The sequence below is a fragment of the uncultured Cyclobacterium sp. genome (assembly GCF_963977555.1).
Classification (GTDB): domain Bacteria; phylum Bacteroidota; class Bacteroidia; order Cytophagales; family Cyclobacteriaceae; genus Cyclobacterium.
In genome coordinates this window covers 35,628-59,866 of sequence record NZ_CAXBPD010000021.1, presented here as the reverse complement: position 1 = coordinate 59,866, position 24,239 = coordinate 35,628, and the positions used below count along the sequence as shown (strand labels likewise).

The following is a 24,239-nucleotide window of genomic DNA, read 5'->3' as shown; positions in this document are numbered from 1 at the left end:
AAATGACATACCTTTATAGTAATTTCAGCACTCAATTGGCTAGCTTTTTTCCGAGCGCTATTGATTAAGCGCTACTATCTATTAGGAATTTTTTTAAGTTAATTCGCGTTGGGTTTTTAAAAACACATCCTTTGAAGAAGATTATTTCATGGTTAGGTAAAGCGCTGCTTGCTATGTTCGTAGCATCTATAGTAATGGTAGTGTTGCTCAGTATTTTTCCAGTTTATTTCACGCCTTTAATGGGGATTAGAACTGTAGAACAGGTTTTTTCGAATGAGAAAAGCCTGGTTTTAAAAAAGGATTGGGAGCCTATTGAAAAAATATCCCCTCACTTATACTTGGCGGTAATTGCCTCAGAAGACCAAAAGTTTTTAAGTCATGGAGGTTTTGATTGGGAGGCCATAGAAAATGCCTTTAAGGGTAATAAGTCAGGAAAGCAATTAAAAGGAGGGAGTACTATTTCCAATCAAACGGCCAAGAACGTCTTCTTGTGGCCTGGAAGAAATTTTGTTAGAAAAGGATTAGAGGCCTATTTTACCGTTTTAATTGAGTTTTTGTGGGGCAAAGAAAGGATACTCGAAGTCTACCTGAATGTGATAGAAATGGGGGATGGAATCTATGGTGCGGAGGCGGCTGCTCAATATTATTTCAAAAAACCAGCTTCTGAATTGAACAGACAAGAGGCTGCTCTGATTGCAGCAGTTCTTCCAAATCCGATAAGATGGCGGCCAGATAAACCAACGAATTATATTCGAAATCGGCAAAGCTGGATTTTAAGGAACATGCGGAACCTTGGAGAAGTAAAATTTGAGAAGTAAAATCAGTTACTTTCTTATCATACTTTTTAATCGGGAAGCAAATCTTGGCTTTTCTTCCATAAGGTTCAAGTCGTCCTCTGAAATACGCTTCACACTCTCAATGGTGTAGAAAGCCTTTTCGTGACTTTCTTTTAATTTGCTAATAAAGCTTTTAAGCATTTCCCTCTTAATGACCGTAAACATTAAAATCACCTTCCCGTAACGCCCTTCTGCACCTACAGAAGTAAAGCGATAGCCCTTTTCTTTCATGTATTCTACTAGCTCAGGCAAAGGCTCAGGGGTAATTACCCTTACAAGTACTCTACCCAAGGCAAGTTGCTCCTCTATTACCATGCCTACATAATTGCCCATGGCAAACCCACCAGCATATGCGATATAAGACATGGGATTGCTGATGTTTTGGAAAATCTGTCCTATGGCCAATAACCAGATAAGTGCTTCAAAAAACCCGAGTATAGGAGCGATGGTTTTTTTGCCATTTAAGACAAACATAATCCTCAGGGTATTTATAGAAACATCTACTACCCTGGCTAAAAAGATTAAAAGTGGCATCACCAGGTAATCAAATACTGGGGCACTGATGCCAATAGATTCAAAAAATTCCTGCATGCTATTTGTCTTTGGTTACAATCTGCAAAAATAGGAAAACAAAACCAATTTATATCATTTCATCAAAAATATACAATAAGCAATTCACAAACTAATAAGATCTTTTTAGAACCTCCTGGTTACTCTTGTTCTCTTTGAAGGGTAAAGGATAGGGGTAAGGAGTTAAATTAGGTGACTTCCATTATTTTAAGTCCTGTTGGATTAATCCAATTCACAAAGTATGTGGACTAAACTGTTTTGTTTTTACCCGCAAAATACCCGAAATAGGTAAACATACAGGAAGCCAAAATCATGAGGTAAATCAATAGGTCCCAATCCTGCCAAATATCGAAGGCGATGCCAAATAACATGGGGCCAAAAGCAGCCAGAAAATAGCCAGCAGATTGCGCCATCCCAGACAAGGCTGAGGTATAATTGTCCCCCTTGGTCCGAAGGGTGATAAGGGTATAAGCAAGGCTTATACTTGCTCCCATTCCAAGGCCTACAAGTCCAATGCTAAATATATTTAACCACAAGACAGGGATAAATAAACTGGTAAACCCTATAATATAGAGGATGCCGATAGACATATTAAAAATGGATTGTTTTTGGTATTTGACAGCAATAAATGGTGCAACGAAGGTGCCTGTCAATCCTACCACCTGCATCAAGGATGCTGTTAATCCAGCTTCAACGGGAGACAATCCCCTTTCGATCATCATGTCAGGAAGCCAGGTGACCAAGGTGAAAAATAAAAAAGATTGGATGCCCATAAACATGGTCACTTGCCAGGCCAGTCTGGAACGCCAAACTGACTTTCCGGTTTTTTCAGGTTTTACCTTCGGTTTAGGGCTAAGTTTTAGCTGTGGCCACCATGCGATAAGTGCTGCAAAAAGCAAAGAAGTCCAAAAAAGTAGTGAACCTCTCCATCCCCAGCCAAGGTCAATGGCCAGGGGTACACTAAATGCCGTTGCAATGGCAGCCATTAATGACATTCCTGTACTATACATTCCCGTAACTGCCCCTGTTTTGGAAGGCATTCGGGCCTTTACCAAAGGAATAAGCAAGACGTTGCAGATGACTATTCCGATGCCAGTAAGTGCAGTGCCAATAAAAAGAACATAGGGACCTCCAGATACCCTCAACATAGAGCCAATACCCAAGACAAGTAAACCTAGAAATATGGCTTTGGCCTTGCCAAAATAGTCTCCGATAGCCGCTGAGAAAAGGGAGAAAACGGCGAAACTAAGCAAGGGAAGGGTAGTAAGAAATCCCGCCATGCCGTTGGAGAGCGACATTTCATCCCTGATGAATGGGATTAGGGGTCCTACTGCTGTAATGGATGGCCTTAGATTAAATGACACCAGCAAAATCCCCAATACCAACCAGTGGTTACTGGTCTTGTCCTTCAAACTGTTTATTGTCCTGATAAAAGTCATTCATGATGAACCGTAGTTTGGTCGCAATAGGTTCCGTAAAACGGGAAATTTGCAATGGATTTAATTAATTTAGAATTATAAAAATAGGGCTTTACTATGATGAATTCGTTATTTTACATAGCTTAAAAAGGTTATAATAAATTTTAAGACTTATTTTAGGATGAAATAGTAGCCTTTTCGGGGTACCGTTTTTAGTTCACTAATGAATACTATCCTTGATTGTGCATTTAATTACCGCTGACCAAATAAAACCATATCATTATGAAAGCAATATTTCCTCTACTTGTACTCTTGATATCTTTCAATCCGCTAAAAGGGCAGGACAGGCTTTCAGGCAAGTCTTTTGCTACGCGATCTGAAGTATTGGCCCAACATGGAATGGCCGCCACCAATCATCCTATCGCAACCCAAATTGCCATAGAAATACTTAAGAGCGGAGGTAGTGCTGTGGATGCTGCCATTGCAGCCAATGCTTTCTTGGGTTTTGCAGATCCTGGAAATAATGGTATTGGCGGAGATTTGTTTGCCATTGTCTGGGAGGAAAAGACTCAACAGTTACATGGGCTCAATGCCAGTGGGAAATCACCTGCTGACTTGTCTCTGGAAAAATTCAAGGCCGAGATTAATGCAGGAAAAACTTACAAGTCAGGCCCTCTTTCTGTGACAACGCCAGGTGCTGTTGGCGGGTGGTTTGCGCTGCACAAAAAATTTGGCAACCTGGAATTTAAAAAATTACTTCAGCCCGCCATCAATTATGCAAGAGAAGGGGTCCCTGTTTCTTCCGAAGTATCAGACAATTTTTCCACTGTTAATTTGGAGGACAGTAACCCAACTTTTGAGGCAACTTATTTTACAAGTGCCGGCAGATTACCGCGGATAGGAGAAATATTTAAAAACCCTTATTTGGCAAATACCTTGGAAATTATTGCTAATCAGGGAAGGGACGGTTTCTATAGAGGGAAAGTAGCAGCTACCATAGCGGGTCATGTTAAAGCTGAGGGAGGCTATCTCACCATAGAGGATTTGGCAAACAATGAGCCACAATGGGTTGACCCAGTGTCGATCAACTATAGGGGATATGAGGTTTGGGAACTGCCACCCAATGGTCAGGGTATAGCGGCACTTCAAATGCTAAATATTCTTAAAGGTTTCGATTTGACTAGCATGGGCTATGGAAGCGCTGCACATATTCATACATTTTTAGAAGCTAAAAAGCTTGCCTATGCCGATATGACAAAGTTTTACGGAGATCCGAATTTTGGTAACATTCCTTTGGCAAGTTTACTATCAGAGGAATATGCAACGGAACGAAGAAAATTGATTGATCCCGAGATGGCGGGGGAATTTGAGGAAGGATTGACATCGGGCGACCATACCATTTACCTGACTGTCGCAGACGGTGATGGAAATATGATCTCTTTGATTCAAAGTAATTCGGCTTTATTTGGTTCAAGAGTAGTGCCGGAGGGTTTAGGCTTTGTGCTTCAAAACAGAGGGGCTGGATTTATTTTAGAAGAAGGCCATATTAACAATTATGCTCCGGGTAAGCGACCTTTCCATACCATTATTCCAGCTTTTGTAACCAAGGACAACAAACCCTTTATGAGTTTTGGGCTGATGGGAGGAGACATGCAAACCCAAGGTCATGTTCAGGTCATTATGAATATTATCGATTTTAACATGAACCTACAGGAAGCAGGTGATGCCCCCCGAATTTACCATCGGGACGAAAACCTTAAAGGTGGCGGTACCTATTTGGAATCTGGATTTGATTATGAATCGATACGGGATTTAATAGACAAAGGACATACCATGAGGATGAGTAAGGGGATCTTTGGGGGTTATCAAGCCATAATGTTTAAAAATGGCGTTTATTATGGCGCCTCTGAATCCAGGAAAGATGGTCAGGCGGCAGGGTATTAAACTCAAATATTCCTTCGTTTGTAACCTTTAGGTCACAAATTCTTTAAATTTCATGTATAAGCAAGGGTACATGTATATACTTGAATGTTCTGATGGTAGCTACTATACTGGAAGTACCAGGATCTGAAATTGCGGATACGGCAGCATCAAAGCGGAGAGGGTGCAAAATACACTAAAAAAAAGTTGCCCGTAAAACTGGTCCATATTGAAGAGTTTGACAGGATAGACGAAGCGTTTTATAGAGAAAAACAAGTTCAAGGTTGGAACAGGAAAAAGAAAAAGTCTTTAATAATTAACAGGTCAGAAAAACTTCATGAATTAGCGAAGTGTATGAATGAGACAAGTCATATTGGATTCATTACCTCGGATTTCGATTCCGCTCAACCGTCGGGGGATGGAGATGGTGGGTCCGAGTAAAACGCGGGATATTTCGCCGCGTTTCCGAGTTGATTTGGTAACCTATTCGCCGGTTCCTGAGCGGAGACGAAGGAGTAGGCATTACGTGCTCATTACCCTATGGCTACGGCCTCGCATAACCGTCGAGGGCGGTGAATTAATCAAAAACTAATCTTTTTCAAGTAATTCATCAATATACTTGATCATATCCAATAATTCTGGGCGATAGGTTTTTTGAATAAAGTTATCATTTTCTTTTTTGTACTTTTCGTACATATTTGACCCTTGGCTTTTGGAATGGGTAATATTGGCAATTCTATCGCAAAACTTTATAAAGATAGCATTCGGAATTTCGTGCATTTCTTGATAATACTTGTCATTTGCCCTTTCCTTCCTGCTTTTCCCTTTTTCATTGGTTAGTGCAAAAGCCAAATCTGCAATCGTTTCATTGGTGTTTTGTAAAACGTCATTGTAAGTCTCTCTTGCATCTTCAATAATATCATGCACCCAACAACCACAATAAACATTTTCTCGCTCGGACTCAGCTATGAGATAGCTGAATTTTTCAGCCACTTCGTAAACCATTTTTAGGTGATAATCGTAATCTTGCTCGCCGTATTTATGATTGACTTTTTGATGTGAGTAAATTGCATATTCAGCTGTTTTCTTTAACATAATATTAAAATCTTTTATTTTTCTGTTCCATTAAGATTTTTTCCTGTACTCAGTACCCAAAGTTTTATCAATAAAACTTTGGGTTTTCTTATCTCCATAAAACTTTGTTGTAAGCCATTTAGCTTGAAAGGTGTAGGTTAATGGCGAAAAAATGGATGATTTGGGTCAATAAACTTATTCAGAAGATTTCTGCTAAACCAGTATTTATCTTGGCCACTTCTTCGATAAGGACAATAATAAAAGCTAGCTGATTTTGGACAAAAATCAAATTGGGGAAGCTACAACTTTTTTAAAGCCATTTAAAATCAACAAACTTTTAAGGGCTTCATTTTCTTTCGTAAATTTAGTTTTTTGGTTTTGTTAGGACATGATTTTTATGAATTGATTTCTATTAAAAGGTCGCTTTTTTGAGGGGTGCCTTGGTGTATAGGTTTTATTAAAGCCTTTTCGACTCGTTTATTTTTATGGTTTTTTTTCAGATTGGTCCAAAGAATGACAATTTGGGGATGAAGGGCCATTATCAATTCAAATAGAGACCTTTCTTTATGGTGTACACAAATTGGAAGAATTCATCCGTCAAAATAAATTGAAAACTGGTTTTTAGTTTTGACTGGTCTCAAATAGGAAATGGCATCAATTATTAAGTAAGTACTTCATTGATGACCTTTCCATGAACATCTGTAAGCCTGAAATTTCTTCCCTGAAATTCATAGGTCAACCTTTCATGATCAAAGCCCAACCTTTCTAGGATTGTGGCTTGTAAATCATGCACATGCGTACGGCCTTCTATACCGTAGTATCCAATTTCATCTGTGGTACCATGGATGTGGCCTTTCTTAACTCCAGCACCAGCCATCCACATGGTGAATGCTTCAAGGTGGTGGTCTCTTCCATCAAAGCCTTCGCCAGTTCTGGATTCCATCATTGGAGTCCTTCCAAATTCTCCTCCCCATACTACAAGGGTGTCATCCAAAAGCCCTCTTTGCTTGAGGTCTCTGAGCAAGGCAGCAATTGGCTGATCGATGTTTTTACAGGACCTGCGCATTCCTGCACCTACCCCATTGCCTGCACCCACACCGTGAGTGTCCCAGCGATTGTCAAATAATTGAACGAAACGTACTCCTTTTTCTACCAGTCGCCTTGCCAAAAGACAATTGTTAGCAAAAGAGGCTTTTCCCGGATTGGTACCATACATCTGGTGGATGTATTCAGGTTCGTCGTTGATATTCATGGTCTCCGGTACGGATGTTTGCATCCTGAAGGCCAACTCATATTGGGAGATACGGGTAAGTATTTCAGGGTCGTTTGCTTCTTCATACTCCATCTTATTGATCTCGTTGATGGCATCAATGGATTTTTTCCTTAGATGGCTGTCAATGGCGTTTGGATTGGACAAAAACAAAACCGGATCACCTTCTGATCGGCACTGTACGCCTTGGTAGATGGTAGGTAAAAAGCCACTTCCCCAAGCACTTTTACCTGCGCTTATGGCGCCTCCACCTGAGGTGAGTACCACATATCCCGGTAGGTCTTCATTCTCAGAACCCAACCCATAAGTTGACCAGGCGCCTATGCTTGGCTTGCCCAACCTGGGGCTTCCAGTATGCATGAACAGTTGAGCAGGAGCATGATTGAATTCATTAGTATGCATGGCTTTTAGAAAGCTTACCTCATCTACCATTTTTGCAAATTCAGGCATGTAATCGGAAACATATGCGCCTGATTGTCCATGCTTTTCAAAACTTGCCTGAGGGCCCAATAGTTTGGGTGTTCCTTTCAAAAAGGCAAATTCTTTTCCCTCCATCAATGACTGTGGGGTGTCTTTGCCGTTTAATTCCTGAAGTGTTGGTTTGAAATCAAACAACTCCAAGTGAGAAGGGCCACCAGCCATGTGCAAGAAAATAACACTTTTCGCCTTTGGGGCAAAATGTGAAGCTTTTTTATGGAGCAATGAGGTTGCCGCTTCAGGGCTTGATTTCGTTCCACAGCCGATAAGCGAACCCATGGCCAATGCCCCAAGTCCAGAGGTGCATTTTTTTAAAAAATGGCGCCTACTATTGTACTGTGCTTCTCGGATCAGTGCTTCTTCCCAAATATTCATCCTATCTTCTGGTTACAAATTCATCTAAGTTCAACATGGCATTGCTAACAATTCGCATGGCCGCTAATTTGGCATTTTCATCCAAATCCTTTCCTTCTCCTTTATAGTAGGCAAGTGACTCCTCGTATAATTGGAACAATACCGCTACTTTTTCAGGGGCAGGCTTTAGGGCAGTGACCAACTGAAGGTTTTTTTCAATCCCTTTCTCAATGTCTTCTCCACTTTCTTTCAATATTCGCTGGGCCCAAGCATCTGCGGCTTCTATGTATACGGGATCATTTAACAATACGAGGGATTGTAGTGGTGTGTTGGTTCTTATTCGTCTCGAAGTACAAATTTCCCTGGAGGGACTGTCAAAAGTCACAAAGGAAGGGTAAGGATGTGTCCTTTTCCAGTAGGTGTAAACGGCTCGCCTGTATTGTTCTTCTCCTTCGCTGGGAAACCAAAATTTACCGTTAAAACTAATGATATTTTCAGGTTGGTAAGGCATGACGCTTGGGCCCAATTGTTTTTTATTCAACAATCCGCTTATTGCTAGGGCTTGATCTCTTATGGTTTCTGCAGGTAATCTTGTTCTTGAGCCCCTCGACAGGTATTTGTTGTAAGGATCTTTTTTTATTTTTTGTGCATCAGTGCTGGAATTTTGTCTGTAGCTCTGCGACATGAGGATCTTTTTAATCAAAGTTTTCATAGACCAGTTCATGTCATCCTGAAAGGATACGGCCAACCAGTCTAGTAACTCGGGGTGACTGGCAGGGATGCCCTGACTGCCAAAGTCCTCCATACTTTCGACGATTCCGAAACCAAATAATTGTTCCCAAATGCGGTTTACAATGACACGGGAAGTCAAGGTATTTTCACCACTAACTAGCCATTTAGCGAAATCCAGCCTGTTGGGTTCTTGGTTACTGATTGTACCCATGATTTCAGGAATACCTGCTTTTACTTCATCTCCATGCGATCTCCAATCACCTCGTTCGAATACGTAGGTCTTTCGAGAAGCTTTCTTTGGTAAATCCTTTAAAATGGGTGTTTGAATGGGCTTGGCATTGGATAATTCTACTAATTTGGCCTGTAGGCTTGATGGATACTGGTCCTTTAAAGGGGATTTTTCATGGTAAAAAATCCAGTCTACACGTAACAAGTCCTGTGCAAATGATTTGTCTTTTTTAAAGTAATAGTAAATGTTTCTTTTCCCCGAAACTTTATCAATGGGTATTTTCAAAGTGGTCCAATCTTTAGGGCGGTTTCCAGGAAAGCTTTTGTCTGTAATTCCAAAAGTCCCTTCACCAATGATTCTGCCCAACATGGAGTCCAGTCTTATTTCCACTTTGGCACCATAGACGGAAGCATAACCTAAGGAAATGGCATTGACTTGATCTAAGTCCACATTTTCAAACATGATCCATGAACTGTCCTGCACCTGCCAGATAGATTCCTGGTCATGGGCCACTAATTCTATAAACCTGCTTTTGTCCTGAAATTCTTCCGCTTCCACCTTTCTATACCCTAAAGAATAGAGTAAATCCTCTTTTTGTTCATATAAGAAATCATCTGTAATTTCAGGGAGTTTTTCTGAGGGGCTAAGGTTTTCATTGACCCAAGCAAGCAAATTCTTTACCTTCTTTTTGTCTGCGGGTTGGTAGGTGAATAATTTCGGTTGTTCATTGTAAAGGTCCTTGTCTTGCGTGTTGTTGAAGAAAGCCTGCGTCTGGTAAAACTCCTCATGCCGGATGGGGTCATAAGGATGGCTATGGCATTGTACACAGGCCATCGTCGTACCTTGCCAGACTTCGAAGGTAGTACCAACTCTTTCCATGACGGCAGCTACCCTGAATTCCTCATCATTGGTCCCTCCTTCATCATTGGCCATGGTGTTTCGATGGAAAGCAGTGGCCAGTAGATCTGATTCAGTAGGGGAAGGTAAGAGGTCACCAGCCAATTGTGCAATCGTAAAATCATCGAAAGGCATGTCCTCATTAAAAGCATTTATAAGCCAATCCCTGTATTTCCAGATTTCCCTGTGCAGGTCTTTTTCATAACCTTTGGAATCTGAGTAGCGTGCAAGATCCATCCAGAAGGCAGCCCATTTTTCACCAAAACGAGGGGAAGCAAGTAATTTGTCTACGGTTTTCTCATAAGCCATGGGAGATGAATCACTTGAGAAATCATCATATTCCTCCAAGGTAGGTGGAAGGCCGGTAATGTCGAGAGAAAGCCTCCTAAGTAAAACTTCTTTTGGTGCTTCTTTATTAGGTGTCAGTTCCATGACTTCCAATTGCTTGTAAATGAAATGATCAATTTCATTTTGAACAGGCATGTCCAGACTTATTTCCGGTATTTCAATGTCTTTTTCGGGAGCTATATAGGCCCAATGTTTTTCCCAATTTGCTCCCTGATTGATCCATTCCTTGATCAACTCAATTTCCTCAGGAGAAAGTGGTGATTTGCCTAAAGGCATTCTCATTTCAGGATCATTGTGGAGGATCCTTTTTAGCATCTCTGAACCATCAGCATCGCCAGGGATAATCGCAGGGATCCCTGATTCGGTATTCATTTTTGCCTCTTCTTCAAAAAGCAAAGAAAAGCCACCGGATTGCTTGACACCTCCGTGGCAAGAGATGCATTTATTATTGATTATGGGCCGGATTTGGCGGTTATAACTTATCTGTTCTGTACTAGGCCATAACCAAAAGGTAATGACAAGTAAAAGAGGTAATAAGAAAATGAGATAGCGGCTTTTCATTTTGGGTAGTTAATCTAACAAACGCATTAAATGTAAGGAATTAAAGTATTACTTTCAAAGACCAAACTTGTAAGGATCTTCGGGATTGGTGGAAAAAAGCTTGTGGCTAAATAAATCAATGGGTAACTTTTCTTTACTAAGCAGGATAGTGCAGGGTGGTTTTGAAGCAAAATTTTAATAGTATTGTATTAAGCTATTCTTGTGTTTAGTTAAGTGTAATTTTGGTTTCACAGTTGTTTCAATAACAAAAATGATTGCTTTTAGATCAATTATTTTTTTTCAGTTTGGAGCTGTTTTTCCTTTTGATTAATTAATAAACAATTGTAATAGTGAGTGACATAGAAAATTGAAATTAATAAAAATGATGAATAAAGTTAACCTGTTATCGTTCTGGGGATTATTCTTTTTCCTGGTTTTAGTCATATCGACGGAAGTGAGCGCAATAGGAACTGTCCTTTTGTTTCAGGTAGAGGAGGTAGAAACTTCTTTTTGGTTATGGAAGTTTATTGGCCGTTTACACCCGCTTGCAGTTCATTTTCCAGTAAGCCTTTTGTTATTTGCCGCTTTGCTGGAGTTGTTTACGCTAAGGGATTTTAACCACAAGCTAAGACCTGGCATATCCGTATTGGTTTTGGCAGGTGGAGTAGGAGCAGTTGTAGCAGTTGTCTTGGGTTTGCTTTTAGCCAATATTGAAGAGTATGGCGGTAACATGCTGGATATTCACCAATGGACAGGGATTGGAACAGCCGTATTGGGTTTATTATTGATCTTTTTAATGAGGAAAACCCAAAATGTTAAAACTAGCCAGTCGATAAAAGTTTTTAGAACGCTGCTATTTTTTACAGCGGTTTCGGTTTCAGTAGCAGGACATTTCGGGGCTTCACTTACGCATGGTGAGGAATATTTGACAGAGACCTTGCCTTGGTATGAACCAGAATTTTCTCCCGAGGACCTTGACATAGATCTAGTGGCTTTTGAGACTGCAGGAGATCTGAGTGAGCAAAAGCAGGTTGAATTGGTAGGTAAGGTAAGGGCAGTTTTTGCTCATAATTGTTATAAATGCCATAGTGATGCCAAGATAAAAGGGGAATTGCGTCTTGATACAAAAGAGTTTGCCTTTGCGGGTGGAGAGTCAGGTCCTGTAATTGTTCCGGGAAATTCAGGGCAGAGTGATTTGGTTCGTAGAATAAAACTACCGAAGGACCACAAAGAATCCATGCCTTCAAAAGGAAAAGTGCTATCCAATGAGGAGATTGCCTTGATCTCCTTTTGGGTAGATAAAGGCGCTCCTTGGCCAGATGCTGCTGAGAATGTAAGCGTTTACAGGGTGGCTGAACTGGCACCTAGAAGGCCTGATTTACCAGCCTCAAAAGGTGGTTTGAGCCAGCCTATAGATATTTGGGTGGATGCCTATTTTGAGGAGCAAGGTGTAGAATGGAAGGAACCTGTCGAAGACAAGGTTTATTTGAGGAGGATATACCTTGATTTAATAGGGCTTCAACCATCCACTGAAGAATACAATGCCTTTATCAAAGACAGCAGACCTGATAAAAGGGCCATTTGGGCAAGGGAACTCCTGGACAGGGACGATGATTATGCCACACACTGGATGACTTTCTGGAATGATGCTTTGAGGAATGATTATACCGGTACTGGTTACATTACCAAAGGGAGGTATGCCATTACCGATTGGCTTTACACTTCCTTGCGAGACAATAAGCCGTATGATCAGTTTGTCAAGCAGTTATTGAATCCTGATGAAAAATCCAAAGGCTTCATAGAGGGGATTCGCTGGAGGGGTGATGTAAATGCAAGTCAGGTTACGGAAATGCAGGCCGCCCAAAATGTAGGGCAGGTGATATTAGGTCTAAACTTGAAATGTGCTTCTTGCCACGATAGTTTTGTAAGTGACTGGAAACTTAAAGAGGCCTATGCGTTTGCCAATATATTTTCAGATTCCACATTGGTGGTTAGTCGTTGTGATATTCCTACTGGTGAAACGGCAGGAACAAAGATCTTATGGGAAGAATTGGGTGAAATCGACAGTACTGCCAACAGGGCGGAGAAGTTAGAGCAGCTTGCCAATTACCTGGTGCAACCTGCTAATGGTAGACTTTACCGCACCGTAGTCAATAGAATGTGGAAGCAATTAATGGGCAGAGGACTGGTGGAACCTGCAGATGAAATGGACAATATTCCATGGAGCCAGGATTTATTGGATTGGTTGGCAACAGATTTCGAAGAGGATGGTTATGACCTCAAAGAATTAATTTATAAAATCGCTATTTCCAAGGCCTATCAACAGCCGGCAGTTGGTGTAGAAAACCCTCTGTTTTTGGCGGATGATAATTTTGTTTTTGAAGGGGCTGTGATCCGTAGAATGACGGCCGAACAGTTTTCTGATGGTGTAAGTCAAAAGATTCACCCAATTTTCACTGAAGAGGAAATGAAATACGACCCCAATCAATTGACTGTTTCTGAGGAATCAGATATTGGATTTGTCCGTGCAGCATTGGTGGCCAATAATGGACTGCTAAAAGCATTGGGTCGTACCAATCGTGAAGTAGTAATGACGAGTAGAGACAGTCAGGCCAGCTTATTGCAGGCCTTAGAATTAACAAATGGGGAACAGCTAAACAATACCCTAAAAACAGGAGCCCTCAAGTGGAAAGAGAAATATGAAGCGGGGGATATTATAGTCCATGAAGTATACCGACAATTGTTGGGCAGAGAGCCTCAACAGAGCGAGTTCAATATCGCCATGGGGGTACTTGGAGAAGCCCCCGAAGCAGATGCTATCCAAGATTTGTTTTGGGCCGTTTTGTTACTTCCTGAATTTCAATTAATTTACTGATCAAATGCAAAAGCTATGAATTATAATTGGAGAAGAAGAGATTTTCTAAAGAAGACAAGTGCTGCATCTATTGCGGCCATGGCTGCAGGAGCTCCATTATCAGCATTGTTAAATTCTTGCTCACCCAAGGATCAAATTACAAGTAAGGCCGATACCGTTATTTTACTGTACATGGCAGGAGGTATGGCCCATACCGAAACCTTTGATCCCAAGAAGTACACACCATTTAGAAAGGGCATGGAGTCCAAAGAGGTCTTAAGTACTTTTAAGGCTGTGCCTACTGTATTAGATGGTATAAATTTTTCTGAAGGATTGGAGAAAATTGGTCAGGTCATGGACAGAGGAAGCTTGATCCGCTCCTATGTGGCAGCTGACTTGGGTCATATTCTGCATACCCGTCACCAGTACAATTGGCATACCTGCTATGAACCTCCTCAGTCTGTGGCAGTGCCGCATATGGGTTCATGGATGGCCAAAGAGTTAGGTTCGGTAAATCCTGTAATTCCCGCATTTATTAATATTGGACAGCGTTTCACCGTTGGTGAAGGGGAGGAATTGAAAGCTTTCCACAGTGCAGGGTTTTTAGGAAGTGAGTACGGTCCGTTTTTAATACCCGATCCTACTTCTGGATTGGACAGTGTTCGGCCTCCGGTAGGAATGTCTAACAAGCGATTTGAAGCCAGAAATCAGCTCTATGAAAATCTGATAAAGGAAAGTGCCATGGGAGAATTTGGTAGTGATTACCAGAAAGAATCTTTGAAACGGTCCATGGAGCAGGCGTATATGTTATTGAATTCTCCAGAAGCGAAAGCTTTTGACCTAAGCCTGGAACCCAAAGAAAAATACGATGTATACAATACAGGCAAATTTGGCTTAGGTTGTCTTATGGCAAAAAGACTAGTAGATCAGGGGGCTCGGTTTATAAGTGTAACTTCCGAATATGAACCTTTCAAGGGTTGGGATACGCATGAAAATGGGCACACAAGGCTCACGGACATGAAAAAGCAAATTGATGCTCCTATCGCTCAACTTATTAAAGACCTTGATGAAAGTGGTAGGCTTGACAGAACGATTGTGGTTTTGGCCAGTGAGTTTAGCCGAGACATGCTTACTGAAGGAAGGCCCGGTGCGACAGTAAAGGACCAGGTAGAAGTACCAGACATTATCCAGGATTTGAAGAACTATGGTATGCACAGGCATTTTACAGATGGCTGTTCTATGCTGATGTTTGGTGGAGGCATCAAAAAAGGCCATGTTTACGGCAAAACTGCTGATGAAAGGCCTTGTAAAAGTATAGAAAACCCTATTAAAATAGCAGGTATACATCAAACCATATATCATGCCCTCGGCATGGACCCTGAAACAAATTTTGAAATAGAAAAACGTCCTTTTTATACTACTCCTGATGGACATGGGGAGGCAGAAATGGATTTATTCGCTTAAATTACACCCATGAAAGAAAACCTAAACCCAAGAAGAGAATTCCTTAAGAAGTCGGGCCTAACAGTACTTGCTGGTGCTGTGATACCTAATATTATTGTAAATAAAACTTATGCAATGGAAAATGATAACTTACTAGGACATGGCTCGCACCGTTACAAGGTCATAGAAGGATGGGGCAGTTTAGATCCAGTTAAAAATCCTGTAAATGATTGCCATGAAATGGTAGAAGATGCAAAAGGAAGACTGATCCTTTTGACCAATGAAACCAAGAACAATGTCATCATATATGACAAATCAGGAAAATTATTAGAAACTTGGGGTACTACCTACCCTGGAGCGCATGGACTTACTATCCATGATGAAGGTGGAGAAGAGTTTTTATATATCGCAGACAATACTCGAAGTCAGGTAATTAAAACAGACCTAAAAGGCAGGGAAATTATGGTGCTAGATTACCCAAGAGAAACCGGTAATTATGCTTATCCCAAACAATTTGTTCCAACAGAAACCGCTATTAATCCAGCCAATGGAGATATCTATATAGTAGATGGATATGGAATGAACTACGTAACCCAATACAACGCCAAAGGAGAATTGATTCGTCAGTTTGGTGGTAAGGGCGAAACCAATGAAACCTTTAACTGCTGCCATGGTATTTTGGTAGATACCAGAGACAAGAATAACCCTACTTTATTAATTACAGATAGGGGCAATATGCAGTACAAGCGCTTTACCTTAGATGGAAAATACATCAAGACCATACCTACACCTGGCTCTTTTGTATGTCGCCCAGTATTAAGAGGAGACAATGTATATGCAGCTGTCTACAGAAGTACAACCCAGGCTTATCCAAATTCTGGATACATCACCGTATTGGACAAAAATGACCAAGTAGTCTCCACTCCAGGTGGTACTGCACCTGAATACGTAAATGGAGAACTTCAGGAACAACGAAAAGACATGAGCTTCCAGGGATTCATGCATCCGCATGATGTCTGTGTAGACAGAGACGAGAACATATACGTCCCCCAATGGGCTTCTCAAAAAACCTATCCGGTTAAGTTGGAAAGGGTATAAAAAAGATTTTTCATAAGTAAATAGAAAGGCCATCTTTGTGTAAAGATGGCCTTTTTTAATGGCTCGGAGGCTAGTCATCTCTCTGGTGGCTGATCATTACCCCGGCGGCTAGTATGCTCCCGGCGGCTGAGCGGAGCCGAAGCCAATAAGATATCAAGCAATAAAGCACTGCTCCATCCGGATCAATCCGCAAATCATTCCTTCACTCTAACCCTTTTGTTGTACACTACCTTATCCTTTACAAATACCCTAAAAAAATACCTGCTTTTAGGGTACCTGCTCAGGTCAAAGGTAAGCCTGCCTTCTTTGAAATTACTGTAATGATGCTCTTCCACGACCTCCCCTCCAGGATCTTTCACCAATTTGATGACCACTTCTTCCGGATTGTTTGACAGGAAATCAAAGTAGGTGAAATCTTTTGTTCTTGTAGGGAAGACACCTAGGGATATTTCATTTTCTTTAATTGGGTCAGGATTGTCCCCTACGGTAAAGTTATAAGTGATGCTGCTTCCGAAGTCTGAATCAAAACTTTTGACAATTTTTCCTTCATGATTAAGCAAAATGGATTTTCCTCGCCCTGCTTTTGTTTTATACCAAAATTCCAGACCATCGCCACCCTCATCCAACAAATGCAACTGGTAGGCGCCATTACTTAATTTAAGGGTGTCTTTATAGGTGGTGTCTGCGACCAGCGTTCCAACGGTTCTTTCGTAAACCACATTATCATATGCATCGATGACTTGATAGCCATTGTCCTCCGATGCCCGGTTTGTTTCTAAATGGAAAATCAATTCAGATCCATGGATAGCGGTGCGTGAATAATTGGAGGACATTTGATTGTCCTTCTTGAAAGCGTCCTTATTACCATTGGGTCGGTCCAATTCAAAATGATAAGCGAGCATGCCCTCCTGAGGAATTAGCCCCGGTATACTGATGGTGTCTATTTCTCCCGGTTGAAGCGAACCATTCCAGCTAAATTTATTTGGTTTTTGCCCTGTGGTTCCATGATTAATAGCCAGGCTGGTTAAAGGGACTGCCCCATTGTTTTTAATGACGATGGTGGGAGCAAAAGTTGCTGGGTTAATTCTGCTATGAATGGCTTTGTCAGAGGGGATAATGATGTCCTCAATGGCAACATCATGCTTCTTTTGGTAGGGTTTGTACTGAATGAGATAAGCGGCGATCAGTTCATTGGCACTGGGTTTAGGCGAGCTGTAATTCTCCATTTTCAACTGAACTGTGTGCACTGATTTGGTCAAAGCAAAATCATACAAATCCGGCTGGATCAGGTCTCCCGGACACCAGTTTGCCCGGTCGAAAATCCAGGTTCCAGCTTGAGGATAGAGTGGATTTTCTCCGCACTGTTTCCATATTTGTCGACTGGCAACCAATTTTTCATCCAGCAGGAAATCTCTGAATTTATTGCAAAATTCTCCACAACCATCCGGCCGGTCCATTCCATGTCCGGTTTGTATAATCCTTAATCTGCCTAAAGCGGCCTCTTGTTCAGGAGCAAAGCGCACAGGTACCAATGCCTCTTCAATAGGGTTTTCTTTGTCACCATAGGCAAATGAACCATTGTAAATTTTGGTTATGGAAACTGGCTCCATGGCGGGTTGACCTTTGATAATGTCAAAGGCTACAGTGACTTTCCAGCCACGGTCATTGTTAGGCTCATAGCCGGTATGCTTGTATTCCAATTCAACACTGTCCCTTAAAAGCAATGAGAAATCAGTAACATCTACTTGCCAATCAAATTCCCAATCTTTACCAAATGCACCTCCATAGGGAGTAAGCATTCTTCCAATTTCGAAGTCCTTCACTTCTCCATTCACTCCTTCCGTTCTTTTGAGAGTGACATGGTCTAGGTAATCCCAGTCGGCACAACGCATATTATCCGGGCAGGCAAACTTGATTTTCATGACTATTTTTCTGACAGCCTCCTCCTTGCTAGGGAATACCGCCCATTCTGTATAGGTGTTGGCCCCTTTGGAAGGATCGGTTACTACCGTGATGGCATCATGGCTGGTAATTTGCAAAGTATCACCCGAAATGGCCCAAGCATTAGTGATTAAAAGGAAGGGTAATAATGCAGTCAATAAAATATGTTTCATGGAAGGTAAATGGGCAGGTATTACAATCTTATATTAGGGATTTATTAAGGTCAAAGTTACCATCAAAATTGTATTACTTAAACTTAAGCGGTAATTTTTTATAGGGTAACGAGTACGTAACGCCTACTCCGGCTCCGCTCAGGAACCGGCTAGGACAATGACAATCACAAGAACCAGACAGAACTTTTTATGAATTATTCCTTTTAAAAACCCAAATAGGGAACGCTCAACGAAAATTGTAAAATAGTGGCACACTGAAAGTTTACCTATTGTTTGAATTACTATTGCCTCGCAATTTCACAATTCAGGATTTCTATTTATTGTTGGTGAGCCTCAATTATTTTTTATATCTTTTCATTTCAGGTGCCAAAATATGCACCCTGTTTCGATTTAAGCCCGTTAATCGAAATTTTATTGGCTTTATGTATGAAAATCCCTAGTTTACAAAGATGTTTCGGATAAGCTTTCCTAAGGACTTATTCATCCGTTTTATGATAGATTGACTGCAATAAAATACCCAATTACCATGAAAAATCAACTCATCCTTTTCTTTTTTATTCTCTTCCTTGGTAGGCTTTCCGCTTTTGCCCAGGAAATCGTACACATTAGCTACGAGCAGGGCCAAACGCAGGTTCGCATAAATGAACAGGGTGAATTACTTGTAAACGTTTCTTCTGAAGATCTTAACACCTTTAAAAATCAGGGGCAACTTCATTATAGTGATTTTGGGGCCAAAGGAGATGGCAAGGCGGACGATATCGACGCAATTGCGGCGACCCATGCTGTGGCCAATCAGTTGGGATTTTCGGTGAAAGCCGACAATAGTGCCAGGTACTACATCAGTGGGAAGGGGCGGATTGCTATGATTCAGACGGACACCGATTTCGGAATGGCTCAGTTTATCATAGACGATACCGAAGTGGAGGACCGTACCAAGCATGTCTTTATGGTAAGTTCCAACCTTCGCTCTTTTGACCTGGAAGGTGTGACTTCCCTCAAAAGAGACCAGCAAAAATTAGACGTTCCCTTTCCCGGGCCCTGTCTGGTCACCGTCACGGATGACAACGTGAGACGGTATATCCGTTATGGTCCCAATGAAAATGATGGTTCGCCTCAGACGGACATCTTTATCGTCGACAAAGACGGGAATGTGGATCCAAATGCGCCTATCGTCTGGGACTTTGACCAAATAACGGAGATCACCGCTCTGCCCATGGATGAGACTCTTTTGACAATCACGGGAGGAATATTTAACACCATTGCGAACCAGGCAGAATCCAGGTACAACTATCACAGCCGTGGCATCGCCATCCGGCGTTCCAATGTCCTGGTGGAGGGACTTGAACACCATATTTACGGTGAAGGCGAGCATGGGGCGCCCTATGGAGGCTTCCTTAATTTCCGCGACTGTTCCAATGTAACGGTTCGGAACAGTATCCTGACCGGACACAAAACCTATCGAACGATTGGATCGGCAGGAGTTCCGGTTTCTATGGGAAGCTATGACATCTCCCTGAGCCGCTCTATAAATGTATCTTTTGAGCACTGTAGCCAGACCAACGATATCAACGACCCCACCTACTGGGGTATCATGGGCTCCAATTTTTGCAAAAACCTGATTCTTGATCATGTTACCTTTTCCCGCTTCGATGCCCATATGGGCGTGGCCAATGCTACGGTCCGGCATTCTACCCTGGGACATATGGGAATTAATGCCATCGGTACTGGTACTTTCCTTGTGGAAAACTCCACCCTTAATGGCAGAACACTAATCAATTTGCGTTCTGATTATGGCAGCACCTGGGAAGGAGAGTTAATTGTAAGAGATTGTGTATTTATTCCTGCAGGTGGCAGACAGAGCAGTGCCAGCCTGATCGGGGGATCCAATTCCGGGCAACATGATTTCGGCTACACGGCATATATGCCAGAGCGAATCGTTATTGAAAACCTGCACATAGACGATTCTAACCATCCTGAGGACTATCAGGGGCCGGCCATTTTCGCCAATTTCAATCAGGAGATGACGGACGATTCTTATGTGGAAAAATTTCCCCATGTGCGATCCGAAGAAGTGGTGCTTAAAAATGTGACGATCGAAAGTGGTAAGGAACTGCGGGTCAGTGATAATCCTTACCTGTTTAGAAATGTAGAGATTCGCAATGAATAAACGGAATTTACCATTTCAACCTGCATATTTACAGAACCGGCAGGTTAAAATCCATTTCTAAAGTCAATTAATTTTTAATGACCTTAAGGGAATAGAAAAATGAAGTATGCATCCTTAATTCCTAATATTTAGTAAATCAGGATTATAAACCTGGTTTATTTGCGTCGGAGATACGTATGACCTAATGCCTATTCCTTCCGGTCAGGAACCGGCCAGGACATTGCCGTATAATCACAGGGATCGGCCATTACTTTTTCTTTTAATTTCAAATAGAGTTGCCGATAATTATTTCTGACCGCTGCGCAATCAGGCTTCTCGCTAAAAAGTGCCTTTGTGGCACTTTTCTTTACGCTCGTCCCCTCGGTGGTGGAGCGGAGTCAAAACATAGGGTAAATCGCACTAAAACTTAAGGAAAAGACAGCACACGGACGCCATCCCCTGTTCCCAGCCATATGTCACCATTAGGGGCTTCAGCGAGGGTGAAAATACCTATTTCTTGAAAAGAATCCTGATCCCATGACCATTGCCCATTTTCATAAACGCCATAACCACCCATTCCAGAACACCAAATGCGGTCTGAGCCATCTGCCAGGATAAAATTGGTGTTAAAAGGCCTGTTCGCTGTAATTTCTTTACCCTTGATTTCATTATAGGTAAATAATTGGGGTCTGGAAGTGCCGGAACTACTAGACAAGGAATAATCTATACCGCCAAATAGTTCTCCATTGCTGATTACCTGAAGATTAGTGATAGAATAGGGTGTAAAACCTATTTGTTCAGGAGAGAAAACTTCCCACTGACCCTGTGTATTTAATTTGGTTAAATAGGTGTCGTTTACACTGGTTTGGGACGCGACCCAGACCTCATCCTGCTGGTTGACGACTACTCCACTCACCCAGTGTGCTGGCAAAGGTGAGTTTTCTGGGTCATAAAAAGTCAGGATATCCTTATTTAGTTTTCCCAAACCACCATTCTGAAAGCTACCAGCGGAAAAATAAACCATGTCCTGAGAATCGATAGCGATTGCGTTTACATGGCCTTCGGGCATTAGGCCATTGTTCGAATAAAAGTGGGTGAATTTTTCCCCGTCATACCTGACCAAACCATTGGAACCTATGTAAACCTGATTTTTGCTGTCTACTTTAATTGATCGAATCATTTCCTTTATTTCAGAGAAAACAATTTTATTTTCTCCGTCATATTTAATTAATCCCTGATCTAGCGTTCCCAGCCATGCATTGCCTGCTTTATCAAAATCAATAGCGGTAATGTGGTAGCCTTCCAGGATTTGCTTACTTTGAAGCGGCTGCTCTGAAGACCAATTGCATGAGAATACAAGGGGTAAAATAGCACACAGGTAGAAAAGGACTTTCATAATCTTTTTGTAGATAGCAATTCCATGTGGAATTGTTTATCAAATTAGTTATTTATGATTTTATTTACAAAATATTCTTGTAACTCGCATCAAAATTGGGATTAATGATTAAAAAGAAGATTGCGTTGGTCATGGGAGGCTATACTGGGGAGTCAGTAGTCTCTTTAAAGAGTGCTGCTGTAGTGGCGCAACACCTGGATGAGGACCGTTATCAGGTGTTTCCGGTCCATGTTTATCAAGACAGTTGTTATCATTTGGCTGCAAATGGAGATAAAATACCTGTAGACTTTAATGATTTCTCTATTAGCTTAGATGGGGAAAAGATCAAATTTGATGGGGTGTTTAACATTATCCACGGATCTCCCGGGGAAGATGGTAAGTTGGTTGGGTATTTTGACATGCTAGGTATTCCGTATACCACTTGTGATGCCCTCACTTCTTCCATCACCATGAACAAGGCATATACCAAGAAAATTATAGAAGGTATTGCAGATTTGCATGTGGCTAAATCTGTGCAACTGTTTGAAAATAGGAATGGGTTGGCTGAGGAGCTTTTGGAGGAGTTGAGTCTGCCGATTTTTGTCAAGCCCAATAACGGAGGAAGCAGTATAGGGATGAGCAAAGCGAAGAGTGCCGAAGAGTTAACCCTGGCATTGGAGCTGGCCTTTAAAGAAGATGATCAGGTGATGGTGGAGGAGTTTGTAAGTGGTAGAGAATTTTCCATTGGAATATATAAGAGCAAAGGCAAAATTACCGTTCTTCCTTCGACGGAGATAATCAGTTCCAAAGAATTTTTTGATTTTGAAGCCAAATACCAACCTGGGGTTTCAGAAGAAATTACTCCTGGAAGAATGGATGAGCGGGATGTGGAAAAAGTAAGGAAAATAGCCGAGAAAGTATACCAAACTTTGAATTGTAAGGGGGCTGTGCGAATGGATTACTTTTTAGAAACCCATACGGACGATTTTTATTTTATAGAAATCAATACGGTGCCTGGTCAGACAGAAACCAGCCTAATTTCGCAGCAAGTAAAAGCCGTGGGAATGACGCTAAAGGATTTCTATACCGAGCTGATTGAGGAAATGTGGCGCTAAATTAAATTATATAAAGTGTGAAAAGTGAAGTCAGGATTAATAAGTTTCTAAGTGAAATAGGGTATTGCTCCAGAAGGGAAGCCGACAGAATGATAGCCGCGAATAGGGTGACCATTAATGATAAGGTTCCTGAGATGGGGACTAAGATTGGGCCTGGGGATGAAGTGAAAGTTGATGGTGTGGTAGTCACAGCTCCTAATGAAAAGCATGTTTACATTGCTTTTAACAAACCTGTTGGGATCATTTGCACTACAGACACAAAGGTAAAAGACAATATTATAGATTATATCAATCACCCACAGCGCATTTTTCATATTGGAAGGTTGGACAAACCTAGTGAAGGCCTTATTTTTTTGACAAGCGATGGGGATATCGTCAATAAGATATTACGCGCTGGAAATTCTCATGAAAAGGAGTACATAGTAAAAGTGAATCGCGACATTGAAGGAGACTTTATAGATAGAATGAGCAAAGGAGTGCCCATTTTGGACATAATCACCCAAAAGTGTTATGTCAAACAAATGAGAAAGGACACTTTTAAGATAATCCTTACCCAAGGACTTAACCGACAAATTAGGAGGATGTGTGATTACCTAGGGTATAAAGTAGTGTCTCTGCAGCGTGTTCGGATAATGAAAATTCGCTTAGATGTTCCCAAGGGTAAATGGAGAGACTTGTCTTCTGAAGAGCTTGAGGAAGTGCAGCGTTTGGTTAAAGATTCCTCTAAAACAGCTCCTGGAATTGAGTGACTTTTTTCTAGTTCTTTCTGTTGTGGATTTTCTAATATTGTGGATGGTGGAGGTGTAAAAATTTTAAATATGGTAAATAAATGCTTTTAAAAATAATTATAATGTAAAAAATATTATAATTTGTTGCTATAATTTTAATTATAAGCGCTTTTTACTACCTTTGAAATATCAAACAAAGGCAAACGGTCTTTGGTCAGTTAAAAGCTTACTTGATGCTGATGATATATACTGTAGGATGATGAAACTGGCAGACATGCCCTCCTGTCTCGGGGGTGGGGATCACAGGACAAAGAAAATAGCGAGCTCGTATTTTTCCTAACTGCTCCGTGGAGGTTCGACTCCTTCTCCTACAGCAGGTTATTTTGGGTTTATTGTTAATTGACTAAAGCTATGAGATTTTGTTTCATGGCTTTTTTTTGTGCCCAAATTATTAGGGTAGGGAATGCCTTTAAGTCAGCAGTTTTTGCTTTTATCATATTGAAAAAGCTACTTTGAAGCATTATTTGATGCTCGAAAATTTATGGTTACAAATCTTCCAATTTATAGCCAAATTCAGTAATAATAATTATTAATAGTGAATTTAAATATACAATAAAATAAATATAATGTAAAAAACAACCTAATTTGTTGCTGTAATTTTAATTTTAAGCGCTTTTTACTACCTTTGAAATATCAAACAA

The 24,239-nt window shown here is 41.2% G+C and carries 16 protein-coding genes; 9 read left to right on the top strand and 7 right to left on the bottom strand.

Features of this window, described 5'->3' with window-relative positions:
* The first annotated feature begins 131 nt into the window (after window positions 1-131).
* Complete coding sequence (gene mtgA / locus AAC073_RS20955) at window positions 132-818, top strand: monofunctional biosynthetic peptidoglycan transglycosylase (RefSeq protein ID WP_339925770.1); 687 nt, start codon at window positions 132-134, stop codon at window positions 816-818.
* A gap of 6 nt (window positions 819-824) precedes the next feature.
* Here mtgA and AAC073_RS20950 read toward each other — a convergent pair whose 3' ends face one another.
* Window positions 825-1,427 carry a DUF2179 domain-containing protein gene (locus AAC073_RS20950; RefSeq protein WP_339925769.1) on the bottom strand — a complete coding sequence of 201 codons (603 nt, stop codon included), beginning with the start codon at window positions 1,425-1,427 and terminating at the stop codon, window positions 825-827.
* 227 nt (window positions 1,428-1,654) lie between these two features.
* Window positions 1,655-2,845 (bottom strand): MFS transporter, encoded by a 1,191-nt coding sequence (locus AAC073_RS20945; RefSeq protein WP_339925768.1) that lies wholly within the window; start codon window positions 2,843-2,845, stop codon window positions 1,655-1,657.
* A 261-nt stretch (window positions 2,846-3,106) separates the two neighbouring features.
* On the opposite strand from AAC073_RS20945, the gene ggt reads away from it, so the two are divergent.
* Window positions 3,107-4,768 (top strand): gamma-glutamyltransferase, encoded by a 1,662-nt coding sequence (ggt, locus tag AAC073_RS20940; RefSeq protein ID WP_339925767.1) that lies wholly within the window; start codon window positions 3,107-3,109, stop codon window positions 4,766-4,768.
* A gap of 129 nt (window positions 4,769-4,897) precedes the next feature.
* Window positions 4,898-5,185, top strand: coding sequence for a GIY-YIG nuclease family protein (locus AAC073_RS20935; protein ID WP_339925766.1), 288 nt, complete (start codon window positions 4,898-4,900; stop codon window positions 5,183-5,185).
* Between the two features lie 147 nt (window positions 5,186-5,332).
* Here the strand turns inward: AAC073_RS20935 and AAC073_RS20930 are convergent, their stop codons facing one another.
* The 3 genes from AAC073_RS20930 to AAC073_RS20920 all read right to left on the bottom strand — a co-directional run bounded on the left by AAC073_RS20930 (window position 5,333) and on the right by AAC073_RS20920 (window position 10,686).
* Window positions 5,333-5,839 carry a phosphohydrolase gene (locus AAC073_RS20930; RefSeq protein ID WP_339925765.1) on the bottom strand — a complete coding sequence of 169 codons (507 nt, stop codon included), beginning with the start codon at window positions 5,837-5,839 and terminating at the stop codon, window positions 5,333-5,335.
* Window positions 5,840-6,479: 640 nt separating this feature from the next.
* Window positions 6,480-7,940 carry a DUF1501 domain-containing protein gene (locus AAC073_RS20925; RefSeq protein WP_339925764.1) on the bottom strand — a complete coding sequence of 487 codons (1,461 nt, stop codon included), beginning with the start codon at window positions 7,938-7,940 and terminating at the stop codon, window positions 6,480-6,482.
* Window position 7,941: 1 nt separating this feature from the next.
* Entirely contained in the window at window positions 7,942-10,686 is a 2,745-nt protein-coding gene (locus tag AAC073_RS20920) for a DUF1553 domain-containing protein (protein WP_339925763.1), read from the bottom strand.
* 361 nt (window positions 10,687-11,047) lie between these two features.
* Here AAC073_RS20920 and AAC073_RS20915 point away from each other — a divergent pair, with 361 nt between their 5' ends.
* From AAC073_RS20915 to AAC073_RS20905, 3 genes are read left to right on the top strand one after another with little or no spacing between them, the layout of a single operon-like run.
* Window positions 11,048-13,540, top strand: a complete 2,493-nt coding sequence (locus tag AAC073_RS20915; RefSeq protein WP_339925762.1) for a DUF1549 domain-containing protein — start codon at window positions 11,048-11,050, stop codon at window positions 13,538-13,540.
* A gap of 15 nt (window positions 13,541-13,555) precedes the next feature.
* On the top strand, window positions 13,556-14,983 hold the full coding sequence (locus AAC073_RS20910) for a DUF1501 domain-containing protein (protein WP_339925761.1): 1,428 nt from the start codon (window positions 13,556-13,558) through the stop codon (window positions 14,981-14,983).
* Window positions 14,984-14,992: 9 nt separating this feature from the next.
* Window positions 14,993-16,060: a 6-bladed beta-propeller gene (locus AAC073_RS20905; protein ID WP_339925760.1), complete on the top strand. Its 1,068-nt coding sequence runs from the start codon at window positions 14,993-14,995 to the stop codon at window positions 16,058-16,060.
* A gap of 194 nt (window positions 16,061-16,254) precedes the next feature.
* On the opposite strand, the gene AAC073_RS20900 is transcribed toward AAC073_RS20905, so the two are convergent.
* Window positions 16,255-18,174, bottom strand: a complete 1,920-nt coding sequence (locus tag AAC073_RS20900; RefSeq protein WP_339925759.1) for a peptide-N-glycosidase F-related protein — start codon at window positions 18,172-18,174, stop codon at window positions 16,255-16,257.
* A 526-nt stretch (window positions 18,175-18,700) separates the two neighbouring features.
* Here AAC073_RS20900 and AAC073_RS20895 point away from each other — a divergent pair.
* Window positions 18,701-20,341 carry a hypothetical protein gene (locus AAC073_RS20895; RefSeq protein WP_339925758.1) on the top strand — a complete coding sequence of 547 codons (1,641 nt, stop codon included), beginning with the start codon at window positions 18,701-18,703 and terminating at the stop codon, window positions 20,339-20,341.
* A gap of 406 nt (window positions 20,342-20,747) precedes the next feature.
* On the opposite strand, the gene AAC073_RS20890 is transcribed toward AAC073_RS20895, so the two are convergent.
* A complete protein-coding gene (locus tag AAC073_RS20890) occupies window positions 20,748-21,716 on the bottom strand; it encodes a hypothetical protein (protein ID WP_339925757.1) in 969 nt (322 codons plus the stop codon).
* Between the two features lie 107 nt (window positions 21,717-21,823).
* Between AAC073_RS20890 and AAC073_RS20885 the strand changes: the two genes are divergently transcribed.
* Window positions 21,824-22,810: a D-alanine--D-alanine ligase gene (locus AAC073_RS20885; RefSeq protein WP_339925809.1), complete on the top strand. Its 987-nt coding sequence runs from the start codon at window positions 21,824-21,826 to the stop codon at window positions 22,808-22,810.
* A 17-nt stretch (window positions 22,811-22,827) separates the two neighbouring features.
* A complete protein-coding gene (locus AAC073_RS20880) occupies window positions 22,828-23,559 on the top strand; it encodes a pseudouridine synthase (RefSeq protein ID WP_339925756.1) in 732 nt (243 codons plus the stop codon).
* Window positions 23,560-24,239 lie beyond the last annotated feature (680 nt).